Annotated in this window: 23 protein-coding genes; 19 read left to right on the top strand and 4 right to left on the bottom strand. The window is 67.7% G+C overall.

Annotated elements, in window-relative coordinates; genetic code table 11:
* Positions 1-32 precede the first annotated feature (32 nt).
* The gene (locus FOC84_RS24855; RefSeq protein ID WP_173146952.1) at positions 33-851 is read right to left on the bottom strand and encodes an IclR family transcriptional regulator domain-containing protein; all 819 of its coding nucleotides are present in this window, start codon (positions 849-851) and stop codon (positions 33-35) included.
* Between the two features lie 140 nt (positions 852-991).
* Here FOC84_RS24855 and FOC84_RS24850 point away from each other — a divergent pair, with 140 nt between their 5' ends.
* From FOC84_RS24850 to FOC84_RS24820, 7 genes are all read left to right on the top strand, one after another.
* The gene (locus FOC84_RS24850; protein WP_173146950.1) at positions 992-2,569 is read left to right on the top strand and encodes an alkaline phosphatase family protein; all 1,578 of its coding nucleotides are present in this window, start codon (positions 992-994) and stop codon (positions 2,567-2,569) included.
* 50 nt (positions 2,570-2,619) lie between these two features.
* Positions 2,620-3,588 (top strand): Bug family tripartite tricarboxylate transporter substrate binding protein, encoded by a 969-nt coding sequence (locus FOC84_RS24845; RefSeq protein WP_173146948.1) that lies wholly within the window; start codon positions 2,620-2,622, stop codon positions 3,586-3,588.
* A 71-nt stretch (positions 3,589-3,659) separates the two neighbouring features.
* Positions 3,660-4,154 carry a hydroxyquinol 1,2-dioxygenase gene (locus tag FOC84_RS24840; protein WP_173146946.1) on the top strand — a complete coding sequence of 165 codons (495 nt, stop codon included), beginning with the start codon at positions 3,660-3,662 and terminating at the stop codon, positions 4,152-4,154.
* 35 nt (positions 4,155-4,189) lie between these two features.
* Positions 4,190-5,209, top strand: coding sequence for a hydroxyquinol 1,2-dioxygenase (locus FOC84_RS24835; protein ID WP_173146944.1), 1,020 nt, complete (start codon positions 4,190-4,192; stop codon positions 5,207-5,209).
* A gap of 35 nt (positions 5,210-5,244) precedes the next feature.
* A complete protein-coding gene (locus tag FOC84_RS24830; protein ID WP_173146942.1) occupies positions 5,245-6,705 on the top strand; it encodes an aldehyde dehydrogenase family protein in 1,461 nt (486 codons plus the stop codon).
* A gap of 9 nt (positions 6,706-6,714) precedes the next feature.
* Positions 6,715-7,587 (top strand): intradiol ring-cleavage dioxygenase, encoded by an 873-nt coding sequence (locus tag FOC84_RS24825; RefSeq protein ID WP_173146940.1) that lies wholly within the window; start codon positions 6,715-6,717, stop codon positions 7,585-7,587.
* The gene (locus FOC84_RS24820) at positions 7,562-7,966 is read left to right on the top strand and encodes a Rieske (2Fe-2S) protein (protein WP_173146938.1); all 405 of its coding nucleotides are present in this window, start codon (positions 7,562-7,564) and stop codon (positions 7,964-7,966) included. Before FOC84_RS24825 ends, FOC84_RS24820 begins: the two co-directional genes overlap by 26 nt.
* Here FOC84_RS24820 and FOC84_RS24815 read toward each other — a convergent pair.
* On the bottom strand, positions 7,900-8,928 hold the full coding sequence (locus tag FOC84_RS24815) for a histone deacetylase family protein (protein ID WP_173146936.1): 1,029 nt from the start codon (positions 8,926-8,928) through the stop codon (positions 7,900-7,902). The two genes, FOC84_RS24820 and FOC84_RS24815, sit on opposite strands and share 67 nt — an antisense overlap.
* Entirely contained in the window at positions 8,925-9,650 is a 726-nt protein-coding gene (locus FOC84_RS24810) for a GntR family transcriptional regulator (RefSeq protein WP_173146934.1), read from the bottom strand. The genes FOC84_RS24815 and FOC84_RS24810 overlap by 4 nt, the downstream gene beginning before the upstream one ends.
* Before the next feature lie 172 nt (positions 9,651-9,822).
* On the opposite strand from FOC84_RS24810, the gene FOC84_RS24805 reads away from it, so the two are divergent.
* The 8 genes from FOC84_RS24805 (at position 9,823) to FOC84_RS24770 (ending at position 18,396) form a co-directional block, all read left to right on the top strand.
* On the top strand, positions 9,823-10,614 hold the full coding sequence (locus FOC84_RS24805) for a class II aldolase/adducin family protein (RefSeq protein ID WP_254241772.1): 792 nt from the start codon (positions 9,823-9,825) through the stop codon (positions 10,612-10,614).
* A gap of 53 nt (positions 10,615-10,667) precedes the next feature.
* The gene (locus tag FOC84_RS24800) at positions 10,668-12,233 is read left to right on the top strand and encodes an ABC transporter substrate-binding protein (protein ID WP_173146932.1); all 1,566 of its coding nucleotides are present in this window, start codon (positions 10,668-10,670) and stop codon (positions 12,231-12,233) included.
* Positions 12,234-12,261: 28 nt separating this feature from the next.
* On the top strand, positions 12,262-13,236 hold the full coding sequence (locus FOC84_RS24795) for an ABC transporter permease (protein ID WP_173146930.1): 975 nt from the start codon (positions 12,262-12,264) through the stop codon (positions 13,234-13,236).
* On the top strand, positions 13,233-14,078 hold the full coding sequence (locus FOC84_RS24790) for an ABC transporter permease (RefSeq protein WP_173146928.1): 846 nt from the start codon (positions 13,233-13,235) through the stop codon (positions 14,076-14,078). The genes FOC84_RS24795 and FOC84_RS24790 overlap by 4 nt, the downstream gene beginning before the upstream one ends.
* Entirely contained in the window at positions 14,075-15,721 is a 1,647-nt protein-coding gene (locus tag FOC84_RS24785; protein ID WP_173146926.1) for an ABC transporter ATP-binding protein, read from the top strand. Before FOC84_RS24790 ends, FOC84_RS24785 begins: the two co-directional genes overlap by 4 nt.
* Entirely contained in the window at positions 15,718-16,695 is a 978-nt protein-coding gene (locus FOC84_RS24780; protein WP_254241771.1) for a 2-hydroxyacid dehydrogenase, read from the top strand. Before FOC84_RS24785 ends, FOC84_RS24780 begins: the two co-directional genes overlap by 4 nt.
* Positions 16,696-16,780: 85 nt before the next feature.
* Complete coding sequence (locus FOC84_RS24775) at positions 16,781-17,971, top strand: NAD(P)/FAD-dependent oxidoreductase (protein WP_173146924.1); 1,191 nt, start codon at positions 16,781-16,783, stop codon at positions 17,969-17,971.
* Positions 17,968-18,396 carry a DUF1641 domain-containing protein gene (locus FOC84_RS24770; protein WP_173146922.1) on the top strand — a complete coding sequence of 143 codons (429 nt, stop codon included), beginning with the start codon at positions 17,968-17,970 and terminating at the stop codon, positions 18,394-18,396. The genes FOC84_RS24775 and FOC84_RS24770 overlap by 4 nt, the downstream gene beginning before the upstream one ends.
* 93 nt (positions 18,397-18,489) lie before the next feature.
* Here the strand turns inward: FOC84_RS24770 and clpB are convergent, their stop codons facing one another.
* Complete coding sequence (clpB, locus tag FOC84_RS24765; protein ID WP_173146920.1) at positions 18,490-21,096, bottom strand: ATP-dependent chaperone ClpB; 2,607 nt, start codon at positions 21,094-21,096, stop codon at positions 18,490-18,492.
* A gap of 137 nt (positions 21,097-21,233) precedes the next feature.
* Here clpB and FOC84_RS24760 point away from each other — a divergent pair, with 137 nt between their 5' ends.
* From FOC84_RS24760 to FOC84_RS24745, 4 genes are all read left to right on the top strand, one after another.
* Positions 21,234-21,668, top strand: a complete 435-nt coding sequence (locus FOC84_RS24760) for a gamma-glutamylcyclotransferase family protein (protein ID WP_173146917.1) — start codon at positions 21,234-21,236, stop codon at positions 21,666-21,668.
* A 97-nt stretch (positions 21,669-21,765) separates the two neighbouring features.
* Complete coding sequence (locus FOC84_RS24755) at positions 21,766-22,494, top strand: helix-turn-helix domain-containing protein (RefSeq protein WP_173146915.1); 729 nt, start codon at positions 21,766-21,768, stop codon at positions 22,492-22,494.
* Positions 22,495-22,508: 14 nt separating this feature from the next.
* Entirely contained in the window at positions 22,509-23,693 is a 1,185-nt protein-coding gene (locus tag FOC84_RS24750; protein WP_173146913.1) for a hypothetical protein, read from the top strand.
* Between the two features lie 162 nt (positions 23,694-23,855).
* A complete protein-coding gene (locus FOC84_RS24745; protein ID WP_173146911.1) occupies positions 23,856-25,160 on the top strand; it encodes an MFS transporter in 1,305 nt (434 codons plus the stop codon).
* Positions 25,161-25,168: the final 8 nt, after the last annotated feature.

Here is a 25,168-nt window from a genome sequence, read left to right as displayed (position 1 = left end):
CGGGCAGCCACGGCAATGCATTGCTGGATGCCTCAGGCGCGCCGGACCATGCCGGCGGAGATGGCCCGCGCCGTGCGGCACAGCGGCTCCAGGCACTGCTCCACCATCTGCTCGGTCGAGCGCACACCCTGGATCCATACGATGTTGACGCAGCCATAGAGCCGCCCCGGCGCGACCATGATGGGCAGGGCGATAGCCTCCAGCCTGTCGTTCTGGTCCTTGCGGGTCTTGTCGTAGTCGCCGCCGAAACGCTGTTCGCGCAGGCCGTAGCCCTGGCGGCGGGTCTGCTCCAGCATTTTTTCCACGGCGGCGCAATCGTGCGCCAGCGCGTCGCCCTCGCGGCGGCTGCGGCGCAGCGCGGCCAGGATCGAATCGCGCTCTTTCTCGTCGCAAAACGCCAGATAGGCGCGCCCCACCGCCGAACGCAGCATGTTGATCTGGAAGCCGATGTTGTCGCGGCGGATGGTGAAGTACGACTGGCTGCGGTTGGTTTCGCGCACGATCATGGCGTTGCCGTGGCGCACCGTCAGGTCCGACGGCCATAGCACCTCCGCCTGCAGGCGGTCCAGTTCCGGCGCCGCGCACTGGCCCAGCAGATCCAGCACGCGCGCGCGCCGGCTGGGCTGGTTGAGCGAGCTGGCGGGGCAGAAATAGTCGTCGGCGATCCGCCGCCAGATCAGCCCGCGCAATTGCAGCGTCGCCAGGATGCGCAGCAGCGTGGCCTTGGCATAGCCGGTGCGCACGTGCAGCTCCTGCAGGCTCGCGCCCTGCGTGGCGCGCACCTCGTCCAGCACGATCAGCCCGCGCTCCAGCGCGTCTATCGTCTTCACCTTCGGCGTCCAACGGCTCATTGCGCCCCCTCTTTCCGCACGGCTGGAAATTTCACTCAGTGAAACTCCAGCAAAACCTGCTTGAGCCGCCCAGCCCCTGCGAAATATCGTGGCGTCTAACGCAAGCCGTGGTGGCTGGCGGAACGGCAAGAGAGGCGGGAATGAGCGGACAGGCTGTACGCAATGTACTCTGGATCATGTGCGACCAACTGCGCTGGGACTACCTGTCCTGCTACGGACATCCGCGCCTGCGCACCCCCAACATCGACCGCCTGGCCGCCGAAGGCGTGCGCTTCGACAATGCCTTCGTGCAAGGGCCGGTCTGCGGCCCGTCGCGCATGTCCTATTACACGGGCCGCTATGTCACCAGCCACGGCGCGGTGTGGAACTTCGTGCCCATGCCCGTCAGCGAAATGACGCTGGGCGACTACCTGCGCCCGCTGGGCGTGCGCGTGGCGGTGGCGGGCAAGACCCACGTGGAAGCCGACAGGTCCGGCATGCAGCGCCTGGGGATGGACCCAGCGGGCGCCACCGGCATCCTGGCGGCGCAAGGCGGATTCGAGCCCTACGACCGCGACGACGGCATCTGGCCGCCGGGCTTCAGCGACGAATCGCACCGCTACACGCAATACCTGCGCCAGCAAGGCTACGACGGCGCCAACCCCTGGCACGACCACGCCAACTCGGCGCTAGGTGCCAACGGCGAGATCCTCTCCGGCTGGAACATGCGCTACGCGGGCCTGCCGGCGCGCGTCGCGGAGACGGACTCCGAAACGCCCTACATGACGCGGCGCGCGATCGAGTTCATGGAGCAAAGCGGCGATCGGCCCTGGGTGCTGCACCTGTCCTACATCAAACCGCACTGGCCCTATGTCGCGCCCGCGCCCTACCACGCCATGTACTCGCCCGACGACATGCAGCCCGCCAAGCGCGCGGCGCGCGAACTCGAAAATGCGCATCCCGTGCTGCAAGGCTTTCGCCAGGCGGAGGTCAGCAGGAACTTCTCCTGCGACCAGGTGCGCGAGACCGTGATTCCCACCTACATGGGCCTGATCAAGCAGGTGGACGACCAGTTGGGCGTGCTGTTCGACTATCTGCGGCGCAGCGGCCGCGACCAGGACACCATGGTCATCTTCTGCAGCGACCATGGCGACTACCTGGGCGATCACTACCTGGGCGAGAAGGAGCTGTTCCATGATTGCGTGGCCAAGGTGCCGCTGATCGTGCGCCTGCCCGGCGACGGCGCGCGCCGCGGCGCGGTGGAATCGCGGCTGGTGGAAGCCATAGACCTGGTGCCCACCATCCTGGACGCCATCGGCGCGGAGATTCCCGACCATATCCTCGAAGGACGCTCCCTGCTGCCGCTGCTGCGCGGCGAAGAGCCCGCCGACTGGCGCCGCGCCGTGTTCTCGGAAAACAACTACGCGTTCCGCGACTTCGTGCGCGAACCGCTGGGCCGTCCCGCCGACGGCTGCCACACCATCATGGTGCGCGACCACGAATGGAAATACGTTCATTTCGAAGGCCTGCGCCCGCAATTGTTCGATCTGCGCGCCGACCCCGACGAATACGACGACCTGGGCGCGGACCCCGCGCACGCGCCGGTCCGGGAACGCTACCAGGCCATGCTGTTCGACTGGCTGCGCAACCGCAAGATCCACCCCACCGTCAGCCACGCGACCATGACGGGATGGACACGCAAGGAGGATTCGGCCGGCATCCATATCGGCAGGTGGTAGCGCAGCGCGCCCGGATCAGGGCGCCTGAAAAATAAACGTCAGGAGACAGCATGAAACCGCAATTACTTGCGCTGGCAGCCTGTATCGCCGCCAGCACGGCGTCGCACGCCCAGCCGAAAGAGGACTGGCCCACGCGCGCCATCCGCATCGTGGTCGCCTTTCCCGCCGGATCACCCGGCGACACGGCGGCGCGCATCGTGGCCGACGCGGTGGGACAGTCGCTCAAGCAGCCGGTCATCATCGAGAACCGGCCCGGCGCGGGCGGCAACATCGGCGCCGAAGCGGTGGTCCGTTCACCCGCCGACGGCTACACCTTTCTTGAAGCGCCCGACACCGTCGTCACCATCAATCCCGCCATCTACCGCAAGCTGAATTTCAAGGCCGATGACTTGACGCCCGTGGTCGCGCTGGCGAACTTCAACCAGATGCTGGTGTGCTCGGCCGCCTCGGGCCTGCGCACGCTGGCGCAGCTGGACGCGCAGGCCAGGAAGACGCCCGGCGCCCTCAGCTACGCCTCCGGCGGCCAGGGCGTGCCCGGCCACCTGGCAATGGAGCTTTATCTGTCCGGCGCCGGCCTGGACATCCTGCACGTTCCCTACAAGGGGCCCTCGCCCGCCACGCAGGACGTGCTGGCCGGGCAGGTGCCTTGCGGCTATCTGGCCTCTCCGGTGGTCGCGCCTTACGTCGCGGCCGGCAAGCTCCACGGGCTGGCGGTGTCGGGCAGCGCGCGCTCGGTCCAGGCGCCGGACGTGCCGACCATGCAGCAGGCGGGCGTGGCCGGCTACGACGCCACCTTCCGCGAGATGCTGTTCGCGCCCAAGGGCACGCCGGCCGGCATCGTGCAGCGCATGAATGAGGAAGTGGCGCGCGCCCTGGCGCTGCCGGAAGTGAAGCAGAAGCTGCAGGGCAATGACCTGGATCCGCAGCCCGAATCGCCCGATGCCACCGCGCGCCGCCTGCGTGAAGACGCCGCCAAATGGACCGGCGTCATCCGCAAGATCAATCTCAAGGTGGACTGACACGCCCGCCCCGCTCCCCACGTCCGCGCCACTCCGCCGCGCGGGCGGCACTACCCGACACAGGAGGCTCCATGAACACCGCAACACCGACCACCGTTTTCGGCTCGCTTACGGATTACCGCAAGGGCTCGATCGAGATCACGCAGGGCTCGCCCCGGCACTACGTCTTTTCCAACATCTTCGAGGTGGCCGCGAACTCGGCGCCCTACGAAAAGGTCGTCGTCGGCAAGAACCTGGAATACGTCATCGAAACCCTGCGCGCCGAAGGCGTGTCGCCCTGGTACGCCTGCAGCCACGACGAGTTCGCCATCCTGATGGACGGCCAGGCCCAGGTCGAGTTCCTGGCGCTGGGCCAGCCCCCCGCAGCCGCGGACGGCACGGTGCTGGCGGGCGCAACCCCCGCCGGCAAGCCCATGGGCCGCGTGCTGCTGGGCCGCGGACACCAATGCCTGCTGCCCGCCGGCTGCGCCTACCGCTTTACGGCGCCGTATCCGGGCGTGCTGCTGGTCCAGACCCGCGCCGGCGAATTGTCCGTCGAGAAGTGGGCGGACATCTGCCTGCAGTAAGCCGCTACCCCCTTTTCCCTTTCTGGAGTACCGATATGGCCATGCTGGACACCCCCGCTCCCGCTACTTCCTTCGCCGCCGGCAAAGTCGTGGCTGGCGCCGCCGACGCCGCCACCGGCTACAAACGCTTCGACCTCGGCGCGTTCACCTTCACGCGCGACGAGTATTTCGTCAAGGTGCACTGGCCTTCCAAGGGCCAGACGCGCACCCACGCCATCGCGGCCGACGCCTTCCTGCGGGCCCTGATGCGCGACGTGGCCTGGGGCTTCTTCTATGGCTGGGTCAACTTCGACCACGTGTTCGGCACCCGCAACCACTATGGCAAGGTGGACGTCTACGCCGGTTCGTTCAACGGCGTCATGAAGGCCGCGGGCGTGGACTACACGGAGACTTTCGACACGCCGCTCATCATGGCCACCTTCAAGGCCATGCTGCACGACTGGACCAACGAAGGCTTCGATCCGTTCGCCGCGCCCGAGGAAACCGGCTCTGCCTTCGGCCGCAAGCATGGCGACAACATCGCCGCCATCGAGCGGTCGCGCATCGCCACGCGGCGCATGCCGGGCCTGCCAGAAGACTCGCCCCTGCGCGACGACCTGCCGGTCAACCGGGCCTTCGCCGACGTGACCCAGGAGGAGCCGCAGATCCAGGCCGAACCGGGCTACGAAGGCGCGCTGCATGCGTTCAGCCTGTTCAAGTACCTGTCGCGCTCCGACGTGACCTGGAATCCATCGGTCACCTCCGTCTGCGGCGCCAGCCTGTTCTGCCCCACCACCGAGGAATTCATCCTGCCGGTGTTCCATGGCAACGACCGCGTCGAATGGTTCCTGCAGCTGTCCGACGAGATCGTGTGGGACATCGGCGACAAGGACACCGGCGCCCCGCGCGCCCGCGTCACCATGCGCGCCGGCGACATCTGCGCCATGCCCGCCGACATCCGCCATCAGGGCTATTCGACCAAGCGTTCGATGCTGCTGGTCTGGGAGAACGCCACCCCCGACTTGCCCCTGCGCTACGAAAGCGGCGAACTCGCGCCCTACCCGGTCGAGTTCTGAATCCGCCCCCTCCCACTCATCACGTATCCAGAGCCATGCAGAACAAACTCTTTATCGACGGCCGCTTCGTGGCCGCGACCGCCGGCGGCACGATAGACGTGCTCAACCCGCACGACGGAACCCTCATCACCGCCATCGCCGCGGCCGAAGCCGAGGACGTGGACCGCGCCGTCGCGGCCGCGCAACGCGCCTTTCCCGCCTGGTCACGCATGCCGGCGGCCGAACGCGGACGCCTGCTGCTCAAGCTGGCCGACCTGATCGAAGCCAACACGGAAGAACTGGCGCAGCTGGAAACGCTGGACACCGGCCATCCGATACGCGACACGCGCGGCCTGGACGTGCCGCGCACCGCGGGCTGCTTCCGCTACTTCGGCGGCATGGCCGACAAGCTGCAAGGCAGCGTCATCCCGGTGGAAACGGGCTTCCTCAACTACGTGCAACGCGCGCCCATCGGCGTGGTCGGCCAGATCGTGCCGTGGAACTTTCCGCTGATGTTCACCAGCTGGAAGCTGGGCCCGGCGCTGGCGGCCGGCAATACCGTCGTGCTCAAGCCGTCCGAGCTCACACCGCTGTCGACCCTGCGGATTGCGGAGCTGATGGCCCAGGCGGGCTTTCCCGAAGGCGTGGTGAACATGGTCCCCGGCTACGGCCACACCGCGGGCCAACGGCTGGCGGAACATCCCGACGTGGGCAAGATCGCCTTTACGGGATCCACCGCGACCGGCCGCCGCATCGTGCAAGCGTCCCAGGGCAACCTCAAGCGCGTGCAGCTGGAACTGGGCGGCAAGGGCGCCAACATCGTGTTCGACGACGCCAACCTCGACGCCGCCATCAACGGCGCGGCCTGGGCCATCTTCCACAATCAGGGCCAGGCCTGCATCGCGGGCTCGCGGCTGATGCTGCATGAAAAAATTGCCGACGCGTTCCTGGAGCGTTTCACGGCGCTGGCGAACTCCATCCGCCTGGGCGACCCGCGTTCGCCCGACACCGAAATGGGTCCGCTGACCTCGGCCCAGCACCGCGACAAGGTCCTGTCCTATGTGGGCGTCGCCGCCGAACAGGGCGCGCGCCTGCTGGCCGGCGGCAAGGCGCCCGGCGGCGAGCTGGCCCGCGGCTACTACGTCGCGCCCACCATCGTCGAAGCCCGGCCCCAGGACCGCGTCGCGCAGGAAGAAGTCTTCGGCCCCTTCGTCACGGTGCTGCGCTTTGGCAGCGACGAGGAAGCGCTGGCCATCGCCAACGCCACCGACTACGGCCTGGGCAGCGGCCTGTGGACGCGCGACTTGGCGCGCGCCCACAAGCTGGCGGGCGCCATCCACGCCGGCATGTGCTGGATCAACTGCTACAAGCGGGTCAATCCCGGCAGTCCGTTCGGCGGCGTGGGCCAGTCGGGCTACGGACGCGAGATGGGCTTCGAGGCCATGCATGACTACACTGAGGCCAGGTCCGTGTGGGTCAACGTGGACGCCGCCGTGCCGCCGCATTTCAAGCGCTGAGGAGCCGCCATGAACCCTGCCATGCCGAATGCCGAAACCGCCTTGACCGACACGGTCGCCGCCAGCTTCTCCCAGACGCCGGATCCCAGGCTGCGCCAGCTGATGCAGTCCCTGGTGCGGCATCTGCACGCCTTCGTTGCCGACGTCGAGCCCACCGAGGCCGAATGGATGGCCGCGATCCGGTTCCTGACCGAGACCGGCCAGATCTGTGACGGCGCGGTGCGGCAGGAGTTCATCCTGCTGTCCGACACGCTGGGCGTGTCGATGCTGGTGGACGCCATCAACCACCGCAAGCCGGGCCAGGCCACCGAGAGCACGGTGTTCGGCCCCTTCTACATGGCCGGCATGCCCGACCGCGCGCCGGGCGAGGACATGGCGCAGACGCCGGGTGAGCCCGCGCTGGTGCACGGGACCGTGCGCGACACCGACGGCCAGCCGCTGGCCGGCGCCGTGCTCGACGTGTGGCAGACAGCCGCCAACGGCATGTACTCGGGCCAGGACCTGGACCAGCCGCAAGGCAATCTGCGCGGCCGCTACCGCAGCGGCGAGGACGGCAGTTTCGCCATCCGCACCATCCTGCCCGTGTCCTATCCGATCCCGGGCGACGGTCCCGTCGGCCGCATGATGGCGGCGACCGGCCGCCACATCTTCCGGCCCGCGCACCTGCATTTCATGATCGACGCGCCGGGACACCAGCGGCTGGTCACCCATCTGTTCAATGCCGGCGATCCGTATCTCGCGTCGGATGCGGTGTTCGGCGTGAAGCCGTCGCTGGTGCTGCAATACAGCCCGCAAGGCGCAGATTCAGTCCTGGGCAAGCGCTACGGATTCGAGTCGGACTTCCACGAGGGGCGCTATGACTTCGTGCTGCCCCGCGCTTGAACATGCGGCCGGGGCGGCGCTGTGCCGGATTGAGGACATTCCGGATGGCGGCTCCCTGTCGGTGCAGATCGACGCGCAGCCGGTGATTCTGCTGCGGCGGGGCATGACGGTCTGGGGCTACCTGAACCGTTGCCCGCACTTCTCCGTCACGCTGGACGCGGCCCACGGCGCCGTACTCACCTATGAGGCCCAGGTGCTGATGTGCGCGCATCATTCGGCCCTGTTCCGCTTCGAGGATGGGCTCTGCATCGAAGGCCCCTGCCAGGGCGCGGCGCTGGATCCGCAACCGCTCCGCGTGGCCGCCGGCCAGGTCTACGCGGCGGACTCGAAGCCGCGCAGCGCGCTGGCCAGGTTGGGCCCCAGGTCGTCCGACAGGTAGCCGCCTTCCTGCACCAGCACCGTGGGCAGGCCCAGCGAGGCCACCTGGGCGAGGATGGCCGCGAAACCGCCGGTGCTCACGGCCAGCCCCTTGTAGGGATCCTTCTCGTGCGCGTCCAGCCCCAGCGCGACCACCAGCGCACCCGGCGCAAATGCCTGGATTTCCAGGCAGACCCGCCGCAACGCGGCCAGATAGCCTGCGTCGCCCGTGCCGACGGCCAAGGGGCGGTTGATGTTGTAGCCCAGCCCGTCGCCTGCGCCGGTCTCGTGCGCATGGCCCACGAAGAACGGCGTGGTGTTGTAGGCATCCGCGTGCAGCGACACGGTCAGCACGTCGGCGCGGCGGTAGAAGATGCCCTGGGTGCCGTTGCCGTGGTGCACGTCCAGGTCCAGGATCGCGACGCGCTGATGCGTGCCTCGCAGGTACTGCGCCGCGATGGCCGTGTTGTTCAGGTAGCAGAAGCCGTTGGCGCGTTCGGTATAGGCGTGGTGGCCGGGCGGGCGGCACAAGGCGTAGGCCGCGCGCTCGCCGTCCAGCACCAGCCGGGCGGCATGGGTGGCGCAATGCGCGGACCAGACTGCCGCTTCCCAGGTGCCCGCGCCTATCGGGCAGGCCGTGTCGCCCATGTGATACCCCGCCAGGCCCACGATGTGCTCGGGATAGGCGCAAGGCTCGCCCGGAAAGGGATGCACGTTCGCGATCACCTCGTCCGAGGCGTCGGGCAGCTCGCGCCAGCGGGCGTGGGCCGTTTCCAGGAAGCGCAGGTACTGCGGCGTGTGCACGGCCGCGCGCGGGCCGGCGCCGTGGTCGTCCGGCGCGATGATCTGGTGTCCCGCCGCGCGCGCCGCGGCCAGCAGGCGGGCGCCGCGTTCGGGCTGCTCGTTGCTGCGCTTGACCTTGCCGCGCGCGATGAAGAACTGCGGATCGTGGAGCTGATGCTTATCGCTGTAGACGACCTTCATGGTTTTGCCGTGCCCCTGGGCTTATCGCCCGCCCCGCCGTGCTGCGAGACGAACAGATTGCGGACGTGCTGCCAGGCATCGTCCAGATGGACTTTCATGCAGGCCTGGGCGGCCTCGGCATCGCGCCGCGCCAGGGCGTCCAGGATGGGCTGGTGGGTGGCCGCCACCATCTCCGGATCCTGGTAGACGTCGTCGATCAGCGAAATGATCATGCGCATCTCGGTCTGGGTGCTGGAGAACAGGCGCAGCAGATAGGCGTTGCCCGAGAGTTCGCAGATCAGGGTATGGAAGCTCAGGTCCAGTTCGATGCGGCGGTGCTGCGGGGCGTCGGCGGCCTCGGCGATCATCAGCGCCAGCAACTCCTTCAGGCGCGCCAGGCCAGCGGCGTCCGCATGCTGGCAGGCCGCCGCCACCGCGGTCAGCTCCAGGCTCAGGCGGACCTGGAACAGGTCGTCGACCTCGCGCACCGACATATCGCGCACGAAAAAACCGCGGCGCGGCTTGGACACCAGGATGCCCTGGCGCTCCAGGCGTCGCGAGGCCTCGCGCACGGGCGCGCGGCTGATCGCCATCTGCCGCGCGATCTCCGCTTCGACCACGCGGCTGCCGGGCGGCAGGCGGCCCTGCACGATGGCCTGGGTGAGCCGGTCCTCGACCACGCCGACCAGGTCGGGAACATTGATGGATTCGAAGGGGCTGGCGGCGTCCGGAGTTTCGGGCATGGCGGGTTCTGTCTCGGTCTGGGGTAGGGAAATGCGGCAAGGCGTCAGCTATATAGCACCCCATTTTCGCCCAGCATATCAGTATTACTGCTAACTGTCGACAGTTGACTATCGACGCATAATCCTTCGCATCCGGCCCGCCACCGCGGCCGAACTCACCAAGGACGCATGTATGGTCACTTCCCTAGACACCGCGCCGCAGTCCATGAGTGCGGCGGAGTGGCAGACCCGCCAGGATCTCGCCGCGTGCTATCGCCTGACCGCCCACTTCGGCATGGACGACAGCATCTACACCCACATCTCGGCGCGCGTGCCGGGCGAGGAAGACGCGTTCCTGATCAATCCCTACGGCCACCTGTTCCGCGACATCAGCGCGGACTCCCTGGTCAAGGTCGGCATGGACGGCACCGCCGTCGCGCCCACCCCCCATGACGTGAACCCGGCCGGCTTCACCATCCACAGCGCCGTGCACATGGGACGCGCCGACGCGGGTTGCGTGCTGCACACCCACACCGTCGCGGGCGTGGCCGTGTCCTCGCTCGCCTGCGGCCTGCAGCCGGTGAACCAATGGGCGCTGCAGTTCTACAACCGGGTCGCCTACCACGAGTACGAGGGCATCGCGCTGGACCTGGAGGAACGCGAGCGCCTGGTCGCCGACCTGGGCCGGCACAAGGCCATGATCCTGCGCAACCACGGCCTGCTCACCCTCGGCGCCACGGTCGCCGAGGCCTTCATCCTCATGCTCAACCTGGACCGCGCCTGCCGCGTCCAGCTGGCGATCCAGGCGACCGGCCAGGCGACCTACCCGGTCAGTCCGCAGGTCAGCGAGAAGACCGCGCGGCAATACGCCAGCGGCGACACCAACCGCCTGCCCGGCTCCACCGATCCCAGCGAACGCGAATGGCGCGCGCTGCTCAAGCTGGTGACTCCCTCGTCCAGCGCCCCCGCCGCGCCGCGCGCCTGAACCGCGCGCGCCGCTCCATCTGCCGCTTCGTCCCCCGACTCCAGGAGAACCTCATGAATCGTCGCGACTTTCTGATCGCCAGCGCCGCAACCGCTGGATGGTGGAGCGGCAGCGCCGCCCTGCCCGCGTGGGCCGCAGCCGCCCGCAACGGCGTGCTGAACATCGCCGTGCAGCCGGAACCGTCCGGCCTCATGCTGGGCATCATCCAGAACGGCCCCACCCAGATGATCGGCGGCAACATCTACGAAGGCCTGCTGCGCTACGACGAAAAGCTGGAGCCCATGCCCGGCCTGGCGGCCTCCTGGACCGTGAACGACACGGCCACCGTGTACACCTTCAAGCTCAAGCAAGGCGTGCTGTGGCATGACGGCAAGCCCTTCAACGCGCACGACGTGGTGTTCAGCGTCGACCAGTTCCTACGCAAGACCCATGCGCGCCTGCGCGCCGGCCTGGCCTTCGTGGAGAGCATCAAGGCGCTGGACGAGCACACGGTGGAATTCCGCCTGCCGCGCCCTTTCGCCCCCTTCCTGGGACTGTTCGAGGTCGGCACCATGCCCATGGTGCCGCGCCACATCTACGAAGGCACGGACTTCCAGGCCAACCCGGCCAACAACACGCCCATCGGCACCGGCCCCTACAAGTTCAAGGAATGGCGCCGCGGCTCATACATCCAGCTGGTGCGCAACGAGCAGTACCACGAGCCCGCCGTGCCCAACGTGGAGACGCTGTACTTCCATGTGATTCCCGACGCGGCCTCGCGCTCGGCGGCATTCGAATCCGGCAAGCTGGACGTGCTGCCCGGCGGCACCGTCGAATACTTCGACATCGCGCGCCTGAAGGGCCTGCCCAATGTGGAGATCACCACCAAGGGCTGGGAGTTTTTCGGTCCCCACTCCTTCATGTGGCTGAACAACCGCAACCCGGTGCTGGCCGACGTGCGGGTGCGCCGCGCCATCATGTACGCGCTGGACCGCGAGGCCATGCGCAACGTGGCCTGGTACGGCTTCGGCAAGGTGGCCACCGGCCCGTTCAACAGCACCGTGCGTTACCACACCGACGAGGTGACCAAGTATCCGCGCGACCTGGCCCGCGCCAGACAACTGCTCAAGGAAGCCGGCTACAAGGGCCAGACCCTGCGCTTGCTGCCGCTGCCCTATGGCGAAACCTGGCAGCGTTTTGCCGAGATCGCGCGCCAGAACCTGGCCGAAGCCGGCATCAAGCTGGAAATGACCGCCACCGACGTGGCCGGCTGGAGCGAAAAGACCGCCAACTGGGATTACGACATCGCCTTCTGCTATCTCTACCAGTACGGCGATGCCGCGCTGGGCGTCGCGCGCAACTACCTCACCTCGACCATCGCCAAGGGTTCGCCCTGGAACAACGTCGAGGGCTACAGCAATCCCAAGGTGGACGAGCTGTTCGAACGCGGCTCGCGCGAAGCCGACCCGGAAGCCCGCCGCCGCCTGTACGAGGAGGTGCAGCGCGTGCTGGTGGACGAGGTGCCGGTGGCCTGGCTGCTGGAACTGCAGTTCCCCACCCTGTACCGCAACAACATCAAGAACCTGATCAATTCAGGCATAGGCTTGAACGACAGCCTGGCGCGCGCCACGCTGGCCTGAACGCGGCCATACGCACAGGGGGAACGCCATGAAGAAACTCGCCTACCTGATGCGCCGCGTGGTCCAGGGCCTGCTGGTGCTGGCCTTGATCGCGGTCATCAATTTCCTGCTCATCCGCGCCGCGCCCGGCGATCCCGCCACCGTCATGGCGGGCGAAGCCGGGGCGGCCGACGAGGTCTTCATGGCGCAACTGCGCGAGCGCTTCGGGCTCGACCAGCCCCTGCCCCAGCAGCTGGCGAACTACCTGGGCCACGCCGCGCGGCTGGATCTGGGCGACTCCTACCGTCAGCAGCGGCCGGTGATGAGCCTGATCGCCGAGCGCCTGCCAGCCACGCTGCTGCTGACCATGACGGCCTTCGTCATCTCGCTGACCGCGGGGGTGGCGCTGGGCGCGTGGACCAGCGCGCGCGCCGGGACCTGGCTGGACAGCCTGGTCAGCACGCTGTCCATGCTGTTCTACGCCACGCCGCTGTTCTGGCTGGCGCTGATGGCGGTACTGCTGTTTTCCGTGAAGCTGGAATGGCTGCCGGGCTTCGGCTTCGAGACCGTGGGCGCGGGCTACTCGGGCCTGGCGCGGGCGGTGGACATCGCGCGCCACCTGGCGCTGCCCGCCGCCACGCTGGCGCTCTTCTACATGGCGGTCTATGCGCGCATGACCCGCACGTCCATGCTGGAAGTGGCGCAGATGGACTTCATCAAGACCGCGCGCGCCAAGGGCCTGTCGCCGCGCCGCATCCAGCGCCACCACATCCTGCGCAACGCGCTGCTGCCCGTCATCACCCTGGCCGGCATCCAGGCCGGCTCCATGGTGGGCGGCACGGTGCTGATCGAAACCGTGTTCGCCTGGCCCGGCATCGGCCGCCTGATGTTCGATGCGCTGGTGCAGCGCGACTACAACCTGCTGCTGGGCACCTTCCTGATCACTGCCGCACTCGCCGTGGCGTTCAACATCGTCACCGACCTGCTCTACACGTTGGCCGACCCGAGGATAGAACTGCAATGAACAACGGATTCTGGCGGCGCTTTCGCCGCAACAAAGGCGCCCTGGCCGGCCTGGCCGTGATGGCCGCGGTGCTGCTGCTGGCGCTGGCCGCGCCGCTGATCGCGGCGCACGATCCCTGGGCCATGGTGCAGCGCCCCTTTCTGCCGCCGCTGGACATGGCCAGCCTGCCCTTCGGCACCGACACCATGGGCCGCGACATCGGCTCCGGTCTGGCTTACGGCGCGCGCGTGTCGTTGCTGATCGGCCTGATCTCCACGCTGGCCGGCCTGTTGATCGGCGTGTCGGTGGGCGCCCTGGCCGGCTACTACGGCGGCTGGATCGACAGCGGCCTGATGCGCTTTACCGAACTGTTCCAGGCCATCCCCAGCTTTGCGCTGGCCATCGTGCTGGTGGCGATCTTCCAGCCCTCGGTGGGTTCCATCGTCACCGCCATCGCGCTGGTCTCGTGGCCGCCGGTGGCGCGCCTGGTGCGCGGCGAATTCCTGACGCTGCGCCACCGCGACTTCGTGCACGCGGCGCATCTGGCGGGCGAATCCAATCTGCGCATCATCGTCACCCAGATCCTGCCCAACGCCGCCGCGCCCATCGTGGTCATGGGCTCGCTCATGGTGGCCACCGCCATTCTGCTGGAATCCAGCCTGAGCTTCATGGGCCTGGGCGATCCCAACGTCATGAGCTGGGGCTACATGATAGGCGCGGCCCGCACCGCCTTGCGCCAGGCCTGGTGGATCAGCCTGTTCCCTGGCGTGGCCATCCTGCTGACCGTGCTGGCCCTGAACCTGGTGGGCGAAGGCTTGAGCGACGGCCTGAACACCCGCCTGGACGCAAGGAGCCGCGCATGACGCCCACCCCCCCATTGCTGGACATCCGCGGCCTGAGCATCCGGCTGCCCGCCGGCGCCGACCGCGCCCTGGCCGTCAAGGAAGCCAGCCTGTCCGTCGCGGCCGGCGAAACGCTGTGCATCGTGGGCGAGAGCGGCTCGGGCAAATCCATGATCGCCAATGCGGTCATGGGCCTGCTGCCGCAGCCGCTGGTGGCGCCCGTGGCCGGCAGCATCGCCTTCCAGGGCCAGGACCTGCTGGCTCTGCAGGAACCGCAATGGCGCACGCTGCGCGGCAACCGCATCGGCATGATCTTCCAGGACCCGATGTCGGCGCTCAATCCGGTCATGCGCATCGGCGAGCAGCTGGAGGAAGCGCTGGACGCGCACCTGACGCTCGCGCCCGCCGAGAAACGCGCCCGCATCCTCGCGGCGCTGCGCGACGTGCGCCTGCCCGATCCCGCAGGCATCGCCGCCAGCTACCCCGGGCGGCTGTCGGGCGGACAGCGCCAGCGCGTCATGATCGCCTGCGCGCTGATGCTGGAGCCCGCCCTGCTGATCGCCGACGAGCCAACCACCGCGCTGGACGTCACCACCCAGGCGCAGATCCTGGAACTGATCCGCGACCTGCAGGCCAGGCAAGGCACGGCAGTGCTGTTCATCACCCACGACTTCGGCGTGGTGTCGCAGATCGCGGACCGGGTTGCCGTCATGCAGACGGGCGAGATCGTGGAGGCCGGCGACGCCGCCGACGTCCTGGGCAACCCGCAACACGGCTACACCCGCAAGCTGATCGCCGCCATTCCGCACGGCGTGCCGGCGACCGGCGCCGCAGCCGAGCCGCAGCCCGTGCTGCTGGACGTGCGCGACCTGCGCAAGACCTATGTATCCGGCGGCGGGTTGTTGCGGCGCGGCCGCGAAACCGCGGCCATGCGCGGTATCAGCTTCACCCTGCAGCGCGGCGAGGTGCTGGGCCTGGTGGGCGAATCCGGCTCCGGCAAATCCACCCTGGGCCGCTGCATCGCCGGCCTGCTGGCGCAGGACGGCGGGGAGATCCTCTTCAACGGCCAGACGCGCGGCGCACGGCCGGCGCCGGGCCGCGTGCAGATGGTCTTCCAGGACCCGCAGGCCTCGCTCAATCCGCGCCACACCGTGGGCCGCTCGATCATGGCCGGGCCGCTGGCGCAAGGCGTGGCACTGCCGCGCGCCCGCGAGCGCGCGGCCGAACTGCTGCAACTGGTCGGCCTGAATCCGGATGCCGCCCACCGCTATCCACATGAATTTTCCGGCGGCCAGCGCCAGCGCATCGGCATCGCGCGCGCGCTGGCTTCGGAACCCGAACTGATCGTGGCGGACGAACCCGTCTCCGCGCTGGACGTGTCGGTGCAGGCCCAGGTGCTGGAGCTGTTCGCCAGCGTGCGCCGGCAGTTCCAGCTGAGCATGCTGTTCGTGACCCACGACCTGCGCGTGGCGGCGCAGATGTGCGACCGCATCGCCGTCATGCAGCAGGGCCGCATCATCGAATGCGGCCCCGCAGCCGAGGTCATCCGCAGCCCCAGCCAGGCCTACACGCGCGAATTGGTGCAGGCCGTGCCGGACTTCGCCAGCATCGTGTCCGGGCGGGCGCGGTTGACCGGCATCACTCGATTGGAGGTCGCGGCATGAGCGCGCCATTCCCCCCCGCCATGGCCGCGGACCGGCCGCCCCGCATCGCGCTGCTGAGCCGGGTGCTGGACATGCGCTACCTGGCGCCCGCGTTCCAGGCCCTGCGGCCCGACATCGAATGGCGCACGGCGGACGACCTGGGCGACCCGGCGCGGATCGACGCGGCCGTCTGCTGGCTCCCCCCCGCCGGACTGCTGGGCACGCTGCCCAACCTGCGCCTGATCCAGTCGATAGGCGCGGGCGTGGACCATATCTATGCCGATCCCGCCGTGCCGCGCCAGGTGCCGGTATGCCGCGTGTCCGAGGCCGGCATGACCGCGGGCATGAGCACCTATGTCGCCTGGGCCGTGATCAACCATCACCGGCACTTTCCCGATTACGTGCGCAATTGCGCTGAAGGCATCTGGCGCGAAAGCCCCATCGTGCCGCCGTCGGAGCACCGCGTCGCCATCGCGGGACTGGGCCGGCTGGGCCTGGCCGCGGCCAGCGCGCTCTCGGCCCTGGGCTATCGCGTATCGGGCTGGAGCCGCACGCCCAAGCCCGGCCTGCCCGTCGGCATCACCGGCCATCACGGCGCGGACGGACTGCCGGCGCTGCTGGCAGAGGCCGACACCCTGGTCTGCCTGCTGCCCCTGACGGACGAGACCCGCGGCTTCCTGGGCGCGGCCACTTTCGCGCAATTGCCGCGCGGCGCCCACGTCGTCAACACGGGCCGCGGCGAACATCTGGATCCGGACGCGCTGCTGGCGGCGCTGGACAGCGGCCAGCTTGCCTACGCCACGCTGGACGCGACGCCGCAGGAGCCCTTGCCGCCCGAACATGCGCTCTGGCGTCACCGCAACGTGCTGGTCACGCCGCACATCGCCACCCGCACGCCGGCCGCGGCCATCGCCCGCCAGACTCTGGAGAATCTGCAGACGGTGTTGGAGGGCCGGCGGCCTGATACCTGCGCCGACGCCGACTTGGGATACTGAACGCCGGTTGACGCCGCCTGCAACTATTGCTAAACACACAGACGCACTGCACTTGCCCTCAAAATCTCTCCATAAGAGGTGGTTTATGAACAAGCGTATTGTTGTCGTAGGCGGCGGCGTAGGCGGCACCATGCTCGCCAATCAGCTGGCCGGAAAGCTCTACCCCGAGATCACGCGCGGCGAAGTCTCCATCACGCTGCTCTCGGACACGCCGGATCACTACTACAAGCCGGCGTTCATGTACGTGGCCTTCAATCTCTTCTTCCAGGAAGAACTGAAACGGCCGGAACGCTCCCTGCTGCGGCCCGAAATCGAGTTCCGCGTCGACAAGGTCACGCGCTTCCACTTCGACCGCCAGGAAGTCTCCACGCAGAGCGGCAAGCGCTACGGCTATGACTACCTGGTCATCGCCACGGGCTGCGTGCCCTCGCCCGAGCGCATCGAAGGGCTGAAGGAAGCCGGGGACCATTTCTACCAGTACGCACCGGCCAGGCAGCTGGCCGACCGCCTGTCGCGCATCGAGCGCGGACGCGTCTTCATCAGCGTCACCTTCCCCAAGACGCCCAACGTCCCGCACCAATGCGGCATTGCGCCCATCGAAACCACGCTGATGCTGGACGACTACCTGCGGCGGCGCGGGGTGCGCGACAAGATAGAAATCGTCTACACCTACCCGACCACCTCGCAACTGTTGCGCAACTGCCTGTTCCTGCAACGGCCAACCTGCGAAGTGCTGCCCGCGATCTTCGAGCAGAAGGGCATACAGTTCCAGCGCGGCTTCACGCTGTCGCGGGTGGATCCCGAGCGGCGCATCGCGTACTCGGAGGAAGGCGCCGAACAGCCCTTCGACATCCTCATGGCCACGCCGCCGATACGCGCGGTGGACGTGGTGCTGGAATCGGGCGTGTCGCAGGCCGAGAACGACGAAGGCTGGCTGCCAACCGACCACGAGACGCTGCAGGTCTACGGGCTGCCAAACGTCTACGTCATCGGCGACACCGTCGACCTGCCGGTCAGCAAGGCGGGCGGCTCCTGCCACAACCAGGCGCCGGTCATCGCCAACAACATCGCCGGCGAGATCCGGCTGGGCCGCCCTTGCAGCGCCTATGACGGCCGGGTGCAGGCGGTGGCCCAGATGGGGCTGAACGCCGGCATGCCGCTCTGGTACGACTACACCCACGACGTACTGCCCACGCCGCCCACCAAGCTCGGCGGCCTGCTGCGCCACGGGTTCAACCGCGGCCTGTACTGGGCCGTCGCAAGGGGAATGCTATGAACGCGCCGCATGAACAGAATGCCACGCAGGCAGTCGATGCGTCCGCTCCCTTCCTGGGCGGCGGGCCGGGCGCGCGCGCCCTGGCCGACAGGCTTAGCCTATTGGCCGAAGCCGGACGGCTGGACAACATCGCCGACCTGCTGTCGCTGGCCTCCGACCTGGTGGACCTGCTGGACCAGTCCATGGTGGAAAAGCTGGCGCTGCTGTCGGAGCAGGCCAGCAGCGCCGCCTGGACGGCGGCCAACACCCTGCGCGACGCGCATGCGCGCACGCTGCGGGAAGCCCGCCCTCCCAGCCTGACGGGCCTGATCGGCCTGCTGCGCGATGAAGACACGCGCCGCGGCATGGCCGTGGCGCTGCGGGCGCTGCAAACGTTGGGCCGGCAGATGGCGGCGCAGCGCAAGGACTACGCCGACGCGGCCTGAGCGCGCATGTAAAAACCCCCGGCAGCTGGATTTCAATCCGGCTGCCGGGGGTTGTTCTCATGCCCGGCTTGGCGCTTGCCGCGCCGGACCCGCTTACTGCAGGGTCCGCGTAAAGACGAACTGTCCGTCCTGCCAATCCACCGGCACCACGTCGCGCGGACCGAACCTGCCTTCCAGGATCAGCCGGGCCACCGGGTTCTCGATCTGCTGCTGGATCGCGCGCTTCAAGGGGCGCGCGCCGAACACCGGATCGAAGCCGGAGCGGGCCAGTTCCGCCATCGCGGGTTCGCTCACTTCGAGGCGCATTTCCTGCTTTTCCATGCGCTCGCCCAGGCGGCGCAGCTGGATGCGGGCGATCGACTCGATGTGCTGCGCTTCCAGGCCGTGGAACACCACGACTTCGTCGATGCGGTTCAGGAACTCGGGGCGCAAGGTCTGCTTGAGTTCGTCCCACACCACTTCCTTGACCACTTCGTACGGCTTGCCGGCCAGGCTCTGGATATGGTGCGAACCCAGGTTGGACGTCATCACGATCACCGTGTTGCGGAAGTCCACCGTGCGGCCCTGGCCGTCGGTCAGGCGGCCGTCGTCCAGCACCTGCAGCAGCACGTTGAAGACGTCCGGATGCGCCTTTTCGACTTCATCCAGCAGCACCACGCTGTACGGCTTGCGGCGCACGGCCTCGGTCAGGTAGCCGCCCTCTTCGTAGCCCACGTATCCCGGCGGCGCGCCGATCAGGCGGGCCACCGAATGCTTCTCCATGAATTCGCTCATGTCGATGCGGATCATGTGCTCTTCCGAGTCGAACAGGAACTCGGCCAGCGCGCGCGTCAGCTCGGTCTTGCCCACGCCGGTGGGGCCCAGGAACAGGAACGAGCCATAAGGGCGCGACGGATCCGCCAGGCCGGCGCGTGAACGCCGGATGGCGTCGGACACCAGACGCACGGCCTCGTCCTGGCCCACCACGCGCTTGTGCAGGTATTCCTCCATGTGCAGCAGCTTCTCGCGTTCGCCCTGCATCATCTTGGACACCGGAATGCCGGTGGCGCGCGACACGACCTCGGCGATTTCCTCGGCGCCGACGCGGGTGCGCAACAGGCGCGGACGCCCTTCGCCGCCCTCGGCTTCCTCGGCCGCTTCCGCGGCGCCCACTTCGGCCGCCTTCAGGCGCGCTTCCAGGTCAGGCAGCTTGCCGTACTGCAGCTCGGCCAGCTTGTCGAACTGGCCCTTGCGCTGCAGTTCCGCCATTTCGGCGCGCACGCTGTCGATTTCTTCCTTGATGGCCTGCGTGCCTTGCACGGCGGCCTTCTCGGCTTTCCAGATTTCCTCGTAGTCGTTGTACTCGCGTTGCAGCTTTTCGAGCTCGTCCTCGATCACGCCCAGGCGGCGCTTGGAGGCGTCGTCGGTCTCCTTCTTGACGGCCTCGCGCTCGATCTTGAGCTGGATGATGCGGCGGTCCAGCTTGTCCATCACTTCCGGCTTGGAATCGATTTCCATGCGGATGCGCGCGCCGGCTTCGTCAATCAGGTCGATGGCCTTGTCGGGCAGGAAGCGGTCGGTGATATAGCGGTGCGACAGTTCGGCCGCGGCCACAATGGCCGGGTCGGTGATCTCGACGCCGTGGTGGATTTCATAGCGCTCCTGCAAGCCGCGCAGGATGGCGATGGTGGATTCCACGTCGGGCTCGTCGACCAGCACCTTCTGGAAGCGCCGCTCCAGCGCCGCGTCCTTCTCGATGTACTTGCGGTATTCGTCCAGCGTGGTCGCGCCGATGCAATGCAGCTCGCCGCGCGCCAGCGCCGGCTTGAGCATGTTGCCGGCATCCATGGCGCCTTCGGCCTTGCCCGCGCCCACCATGGTGTGGAGTTCGTCGATGAAGACGATGTTGCTGCCGTCATCCAGCGACAGCTCCTTCAGCACGGCCTTCAGCCGCTCTTCGAATTCGCCGCGGAACTTGGCGCCGGCCAGCAGCGCGGCCAGGTCCAGCGACAGCACGCGCTTGCCGCGCAGGGTTTCCGGCACTTCGTCGTTGACGATGCGTTGCGCCAGGCCTTCGACGATGGCGGTCTTGCCCACGCCGGGTTCGCCGATCAGCACGGGGTTGTTCTTGGTGCGGCGCTGCAGGATCTGGATGGTGCGGCGGATTTCATCGTCGCGGCCGATCACCGGGTCGAGCTTGCCCTGGCGGGCGCGCTCGGTCAGGTCCATGGTGTACTTGGACAGGGCTTCGCGGTTGGATTCGCCTTCCGCGCCGGAAACGTTCTCGCCGCCGCGCACGGCGTCGATCGCGGCTTCCAGGGCCTTTTTCTGCAGGCCCGCATCGCGCAGGATGCGGCCGGCGTCGCCCTTGTCATCGGCCAACGCCAGCAGGAACAGTTCGCTGGCAATATAGGTGTCGCCACGGCGCGCGGCTTCCTTGTCGGTGCGCGTCAGCACGGCCTGCAGATCGCGGCCAACCTGGACGTTGTCGTCGCCCTGCACCTGCGGCAGGGACTTCAGGGCGCTGTCGATGGCCGACTGCACCCGGTTGACGGCCACGCCGGCGCGCGCCAGCAGGCTGCCCGCGCCGCTATCGGAATCCGACAGCAAGGCGGAGAGCACGTGGATGGGCTCGATATAGGGATGGTCGTTGCGGGCGGCCAGACTTTGGGCGTCGGCCAGGGCTTGCTGGAACTTGGTGGTCAGTTTGTCGAATCGCATAATGGTCGTTTGGCTTGTTGGGGAGCCTGACCGATACGTGCCGGCTGGCTCGATATCCTGAATATGCGGCCAGATGCGAGAATTTCAACACCTTGCCCGCGCCATGGTTTTTTCGACGTGCAGCAACAATCTGACTTATGAGCATATACGTTTTTGTCTACGGCACGCTACGCGCGGGCGAAATCAATGATCTGGCTCAAGCCGCCGCGCGGCGCGGGTTGCCGGCGGCCCGCTACGTCGGTCCGGCCAGCGTGCCGGGGCGGCTGGTGGACTTCGGCGACTGGCCCGGCCTGATCCCGGCGGATGACGGCCGGCGCGTGCGGGGCGACATTTTCCAGGTGGAGCCGGCCCTGCTGGCTCTGATGGACGAAATCGAGGAGTACGAGCCCGGCAAGCCCTGCTGCTTCGTGCGGCGCGAGGTCGTGGCGCGCCTGCAACCGCCCGCGGCGGCCGCGGAACTGCGCTGCCAGTACTACCCGATAGACCCGGCCCTGCGTGGCGCGGCGGTCGATATCGGCGCCGACGACTGGGTCACGTACCGCCTTGCCCGCCCCCTGCCGGACGGCCCGTAAGACGCCCGTAGTAACAACGGACTACAATACAGCTTGTCTTAAGCTTTATACCCATTCCGGCATACGTCCGCGCAATGGGCACTATAGAGGTCATCGTATGCAAAAACGGGTCCCCGTTGCCCCTGATGCCGCCCATTGCTCCACATGCATGCTGGGACATGTGTGCGTGCCCGTGGGCATGGCAGCCGCCGAAGTGGAAAAGCTGGACGAACTGGTCAAGGAACGCGTGCGCCTTGAAAAAGGCAAGCCGCTCTACTCGCTGAACCACCCGCTCGACGCTGTCTACAGCGTGCGCTTCGGCAGCCTCAAGACGCAGCTGGAAGACGCGACCGGCCAGATCCAGGTCACCGGCTTTCACCTGCCTGGCGAAATCGTCGGCATGGACGGCATGCTGGACGGCAAGCACGTCTCGACCGCCGTCGCGCTGGAAGATTCCGAGGTCTGTGTCATCCGCCTGGCCGATATCGACCGGGTCGCGACCCACCTGCCCTCGCTGCAGCAACAGTTCCGCCGCCTGATGAGCCGCGAGATCAACCGCTCGCACCAGATGCTGGCCTCGCTGGGCTCCATGCGCTCCGAGCAGCGCCTGGCCGCGTTCCTGCTGAACCTGTCGCAGCGCTACGCCTCGCTGGGCTATTCCTCCACCGAATTCGTGCTGCGCATGAGCCGCGAGGAAATCGGCAACTATCTCGGCCTGACCCTGGAAACGGTCAGCCGGCTGTTTTCGCGCTTTGCGCGCGACGGCCTCATCAAGATCAACCAGCGCGAGGTCCGTATCCTGGACCTGCTCGCGCTCAAGCAGCTGCTGGGCCAAGAGAGCTGCTGAGTTCCTGCCGCGCCATGCGCCGCGCGCCCATCTTCCCCTTGCTTCAAGCGCGGCCGGACCGCAAGCGCGGCCTGGCCGCGCTGTTCGTCCTGGCGGCGCTCGCGCCGCTGGCCGCGCGCGCCCAGACGCCCCTGCCCGACCCTTACGATTACAGCGAAACCGCGCCCACGCCCAAGCGTGCAGCGCCCTTGCGCTGGCAGTCCGTGGAATTGGGCAAGCCCGGCCACCGCTACAAGATGCCGGTCTATGCCAATCGCGACCTGGCAAAGGACGACCTGCGCAACATCAAGCAGGTCGTGGTCGTGATCCACGGCGTCAAGCGCGACGCCGACCGCTATTACGAATCCGTCGCCGCGCTGCTGGCGCACAACCCGGAGCGCGCGCGCGATACGCTGATCCTGGCGCCGCGCTTCTCGGGTTCGATCGATTCGGGCTTCGGCGGCATGGCGGCCTGGCGCAAGGCCAGTTGGGAAGACGGCGAAGACAGCGTGCAGGCCGCGGGACGCCCCGCGCCGGTCAGCTCGTTCCAGGTGCTCGACGACCTGCTGCGCAGCCTGGACGACCGCAAGCGTTTGGCTGCGCTGACCGGCATCGTGCTGGCCGGCCATTCGGCCGGCGGGCAGCTGGTGCAGCGCTACGCCGTGCTGAACAACATCGACGGCCCGCTGCGGCGCGACGGACTGGCGCTGCGCTACGTCATCGCCAATCCCTCGTCCTACCTGTACCTGAGCAACGAGCGCCCTCGCCCAGACGGCAAGGGCTATGCGCCCTACGAGCGCGGCATCTGCCCTACCTACAACCAGTACAAATACGGCCCGGACAAGCTGCCCGCCTACTCGCGCGAGACCGATGAGTCCAAGCTCTTCGTGCGCTACGCGGCACGCGATGTCACCTATCTGCTGGGCGGCGCCGACAACAATCCCGAAGACCGGCTGCTGGACAAGACCTGCGGCGCGGAAGCCCAGGGCGCGACCCGGCTGGCCCGCGGCACGGGCTACGCGCAATACGAACAGGTGCTGGCCGCCCGCGGCGCTCGGCCCGTGGCGCTACACCGGCGCGCCTTCGAAGTGGCCGGCATCGGCCACAACAGCCGGGGCATGTTCGGCTCGGTTTGCGGCACGCGGGCGCTGCTGGGCGACGAGGCCCAGGCGGCCGACGGCGCCGCGCCCTGCGAAGTCATCAAGCCGCGCGGCAAGTAAGCCCGCGCGGCCTGTCCTGACAAAAAGCTGAAGACGAAGCGGCGCTGATACGCGTGCATTTCCGCGCGCGCGGGCGCAACATAACGCAATGCATGTTCCATTCGCGGCCCGCCCGCGATCGCGTGTCCGGCGTCCCCCGACAAACGCACCCGAAGGACGGATATGACGCAAACATATCTCGACATGCCCGACGCGAAGCGCCGCATCAAGGCGATCTTCGTCGGCTCCATGGGCAATCTGGTGGAGTGGTATGACTTCTACGCCTATACCGCCTTCGCGCTGTACTTCGCCCCCGCCTTCTTCCCCTCGCACGACCCTGTCGTCCAGCAATTGAACGCGGCCACGCTGTTCGCGGCCGGCTTCATCGTGCGCCCGCTGGGCGGCTGGCTGTTCGGCCATCTGGCGGACCGCCACGGGCGGCGCCTGTCGCTGATGGTGTCGGTGGGGATGATGTGCGTGGGCTCGCTGATCATCGCGATCACGCCCACCTACGCCACCATCGGTCTGGCGGCGCCGGCCATTCTGGCCCTGGCGCGCGTGATCGAGGGCCTGAGCCTGGGCGGCGAGTACGGCGCCAGCGCCACCTATCTGACCGAAATCGCCGACCCCGACCATCGCGGCTTCTATTCCAGCTTCCAGTACGTGACCCTGATCGGCGGACAGCTTTGCGCCATCCTGGTGCTGCTGCTGTTGCAGAACGTATTCCTGACCCACGAGCAGTTGGTGGAATGGGGCTGGCGCATCCCGTTCGTCATCGGCGCCATGCTGGCCATCGTCACCGCGCTGATGCGGCGCGACATGCCCGAGACGGATTCCTACAAGGAAGCCCAGAAGGCGCCCAAACCGCAGACCAGTTCGCTGCGCGGCCTGCTGCAGTATCCGCGCGAAGTCGCGATCGTGGTGGGCCTGACCGCGGGCGGCACCGCGGCGTTCTATACCTTCACCACCTACATGCAGACCTTCGTGCGCCAGACCTCGGGCTTCTCCGACATCGTCACGACCTACATCATCGCGGGCTCGCTGATCTTCGCGCTGATCCTGCAACCGGTCTATGGCGCGCTATCCGACAGGATCGGGCGCAAGCCGCTGCTGATTTTCTTCGGCGTGGCGGGCGCGGCGCTCACCGTGCCCATCCTGATGACCCTGTCGCACACCCGTTCGCCCTTCGTCGCCTTCCTGCTGGTTTGCGGCGCCTGGGTGTTCACGGCCGGCTACACCTCCATCAATGCAGTGGTAAAGGCGGAACTCTTTCCCACCAATATCCGCGCCACGGGCGTGGCCGTGCCCTACGCCGTGACCGTATCGATCTTCGGCGGCACGGCGCCGGCCATCGCCCTGTTCTTCAAGCAGCAAGGGCATGAGGAGTGGTTCTACTACTACCTCGCGGGCATCATTTTCCTGTCACTGCTGGTGTACGCCACCATGCGCGACACCAAGCATCACTCGGCCATGCACCAGCACGCCTGATCGCGCCA

The sequence above is a fragment of the Achromobacter pestifer genome, assembly GCF_013267355.1.
GTDB lineage: Bacteria > Pseudomonadota > Gammaproteobacteria > Burkholderiales > Burkholderiaceae_B > Achromobacter > Achromobacter pestifer_A.
The sequence above is the reverse complement of the archived record's forward strand: the minus strand, read 5'-3'. Positions and strand labels throughout refer to the sequence as shown.

What these genes read in the sequence shown, in the direction of transcription:
- FOC84_RS24855 (WP_173146952.1), bottom strand. Translation starts at nt 851, where the DNA reads ATGAGCCGTTGGACGCCGAAGGTGAAGACGATAGACGCGCTGGAGCGC.
- FOC84_RS24850 (WP_173146950.1), top strand. Translation starts at nt 992, where the DNA reads ATGAGCGGACAGGCTGTACGCAATGTACTCTGGATCATGTGCGACCAA.
- FOC84_RS24845 (WP_173146948.1), top strand. Translation starts at nt 2,620, where the DNA reads ATGAAACCGCAATTACTTGCGCTGGCAGCCTGTATCGCCGCCAGCACG.
- FOC84_RS24840 (WP_173146946.1), top strand. Translation starts at nt 3,660, where the DNA reads ATGAACACCGCAACACCGACCACCGTTTTCGGCTCGCTTACGGATTAC.
- FOC84_RS24835 (WP_173146944.1), top strand. Translation starts at nt 4,190, where the DNA reads ATGGCCATGCTGGACACCCCCGCTCCCGCTACTTCCTTCGCCGCCGGC.
- FOC84_RS24830 (WP_173146942.1), top strand. Translation starts at nt 5,245, where the DNA reads ATGCAGAACAAACTCTTTATCGACGGCCGCTTCGTGGCCGCGACCGCC.
- FOC84_RS24825 (WP_173146940.1), top strand. Translation starts at nt 6,715, where the DNA reads ATGAACCCTGCCATGCCGAATGCCGAAACCGCCTTGACCGACACGGTC.
- FOC84_RS24820 (WP_173146938.1), top strand. Translation starts at nt 7,562, where the DNA reads ATGACTTCGTGCTGCCCCGCGCTTGAACATGCGGCCGGGGCGGCGCTG.
- FOC84_RS24815 (WP_173146936.1), bottom strand. Translation starts at nt 8,928, where the DNA reads ATGAAGGTCGTCTACAGCGATAAGCATCAGCTCCACGATCCGCAGTTC.
- FOC84_RS24810 (WP_173146934.1), bottom strand. Translation starts at nt 9,650, where the DNA reads ATGCCCGAAACTCCGGACGCCGCCAGCCCCTTCGAATCCATCAATGTT.
- FOC84_RS24805 (WP_254241772.1), top strand. Translation starts at nt 9,823, where the DNA reads ATGGTCACTTCCCTAGACACCGCGCCGCAGTCCATGAGTGCGGCGGAG.
- FOC84_RS24800 (WP_173146932.1), top strand. Translation starts at nt 10,668, where the DNA reads ATGAATCGTCGCGACTTTCTGATCGCCAGCGCCGCAACCGCTGGATGG.
- FOC84_RS24795 (WP_173146930.1), top strand. Translation starts at nt 12,262, where the DNA reads ATGAAGAAACTCGCCTACCTGATGCGCCGCGTGGTCCAGGGCCTGCTG.
- FOC84_RS24790 (WP_173146928.1), top strand. Translation starts at nt 13,233, where the DNA reads ATGAACAACGGATTCTGGCGGCGCTTTCGCCGCAACAAAGGCGCCCTG.
- FOC84_RS24785 (WP_173146926.1), top strand. Translation starts at nt 14,075, where the DNA reads ATGACGCCCACCCCCCCATTGCTGGACATCCGCGGCCTGAGCATCCGG.
- FOC84_RS24780 (WP_254241771.1), top strand. Translation starts at nt 15,718, where the DNA reads ATGAGCGCGCCATTCCCCCCCGCCATGGCCGCGGACCGGCCGCCCCGC.
- FOC84_RS24775 (WP_173146924.1), top strand. Translation starts at nt 16,781, where the DNA reads ATGAACAAGCGTATTGTTGTCGTAGGCGGCGGCGTAGGCGGCACCATG.
- FOC84_RS24770 (WP_173146922.1), top strand. Translation starts at nt 17,968, where the DNA reads ATGAACGCGCCGCATGAACAGAATGCCACGCAGGCAGTCGATGCGTCC.
- clpB (WP_173146920.1), bottom strand. Translation starts at nt 21,096, where the DNA reads ATGCGATTCGACAAACTGACCACCAAGTTCCAGCAAGCCCTGGCCGAC.
- FOC84_RS24760 (WP_173146917.1), top strand. Translation starts at nt 21,234, where the DNA reads ATGAGCATATACGTTTTTGTCTACGGCACGCTACGCGCGGGCGAAATC.
- FOC84_RS24755 (WP_173146915.1), top strand. Translation starts at nt 21,766, where the DNA reads ATGCAAAAACGGGTCCCCGTTGCCCCTGATGCCGCCCATTGCTCCACA.
- FOC84_RS24750 (WP_173146913.1), top strand. Translation starts at nt 22,509, where the DNA reads ATGCGCCGCGCGCCCATCTTCCCCTTGCTTCAAGCGCGGCCGGACCGC.
- FOC84_RS24745 (WP_173146911.1), top strand. Translation starts at nt 23,856, where the DNA reads ATGACGCAAACATATCTCGACATGCCCGACGCGAAGCGCCGCATCAAG.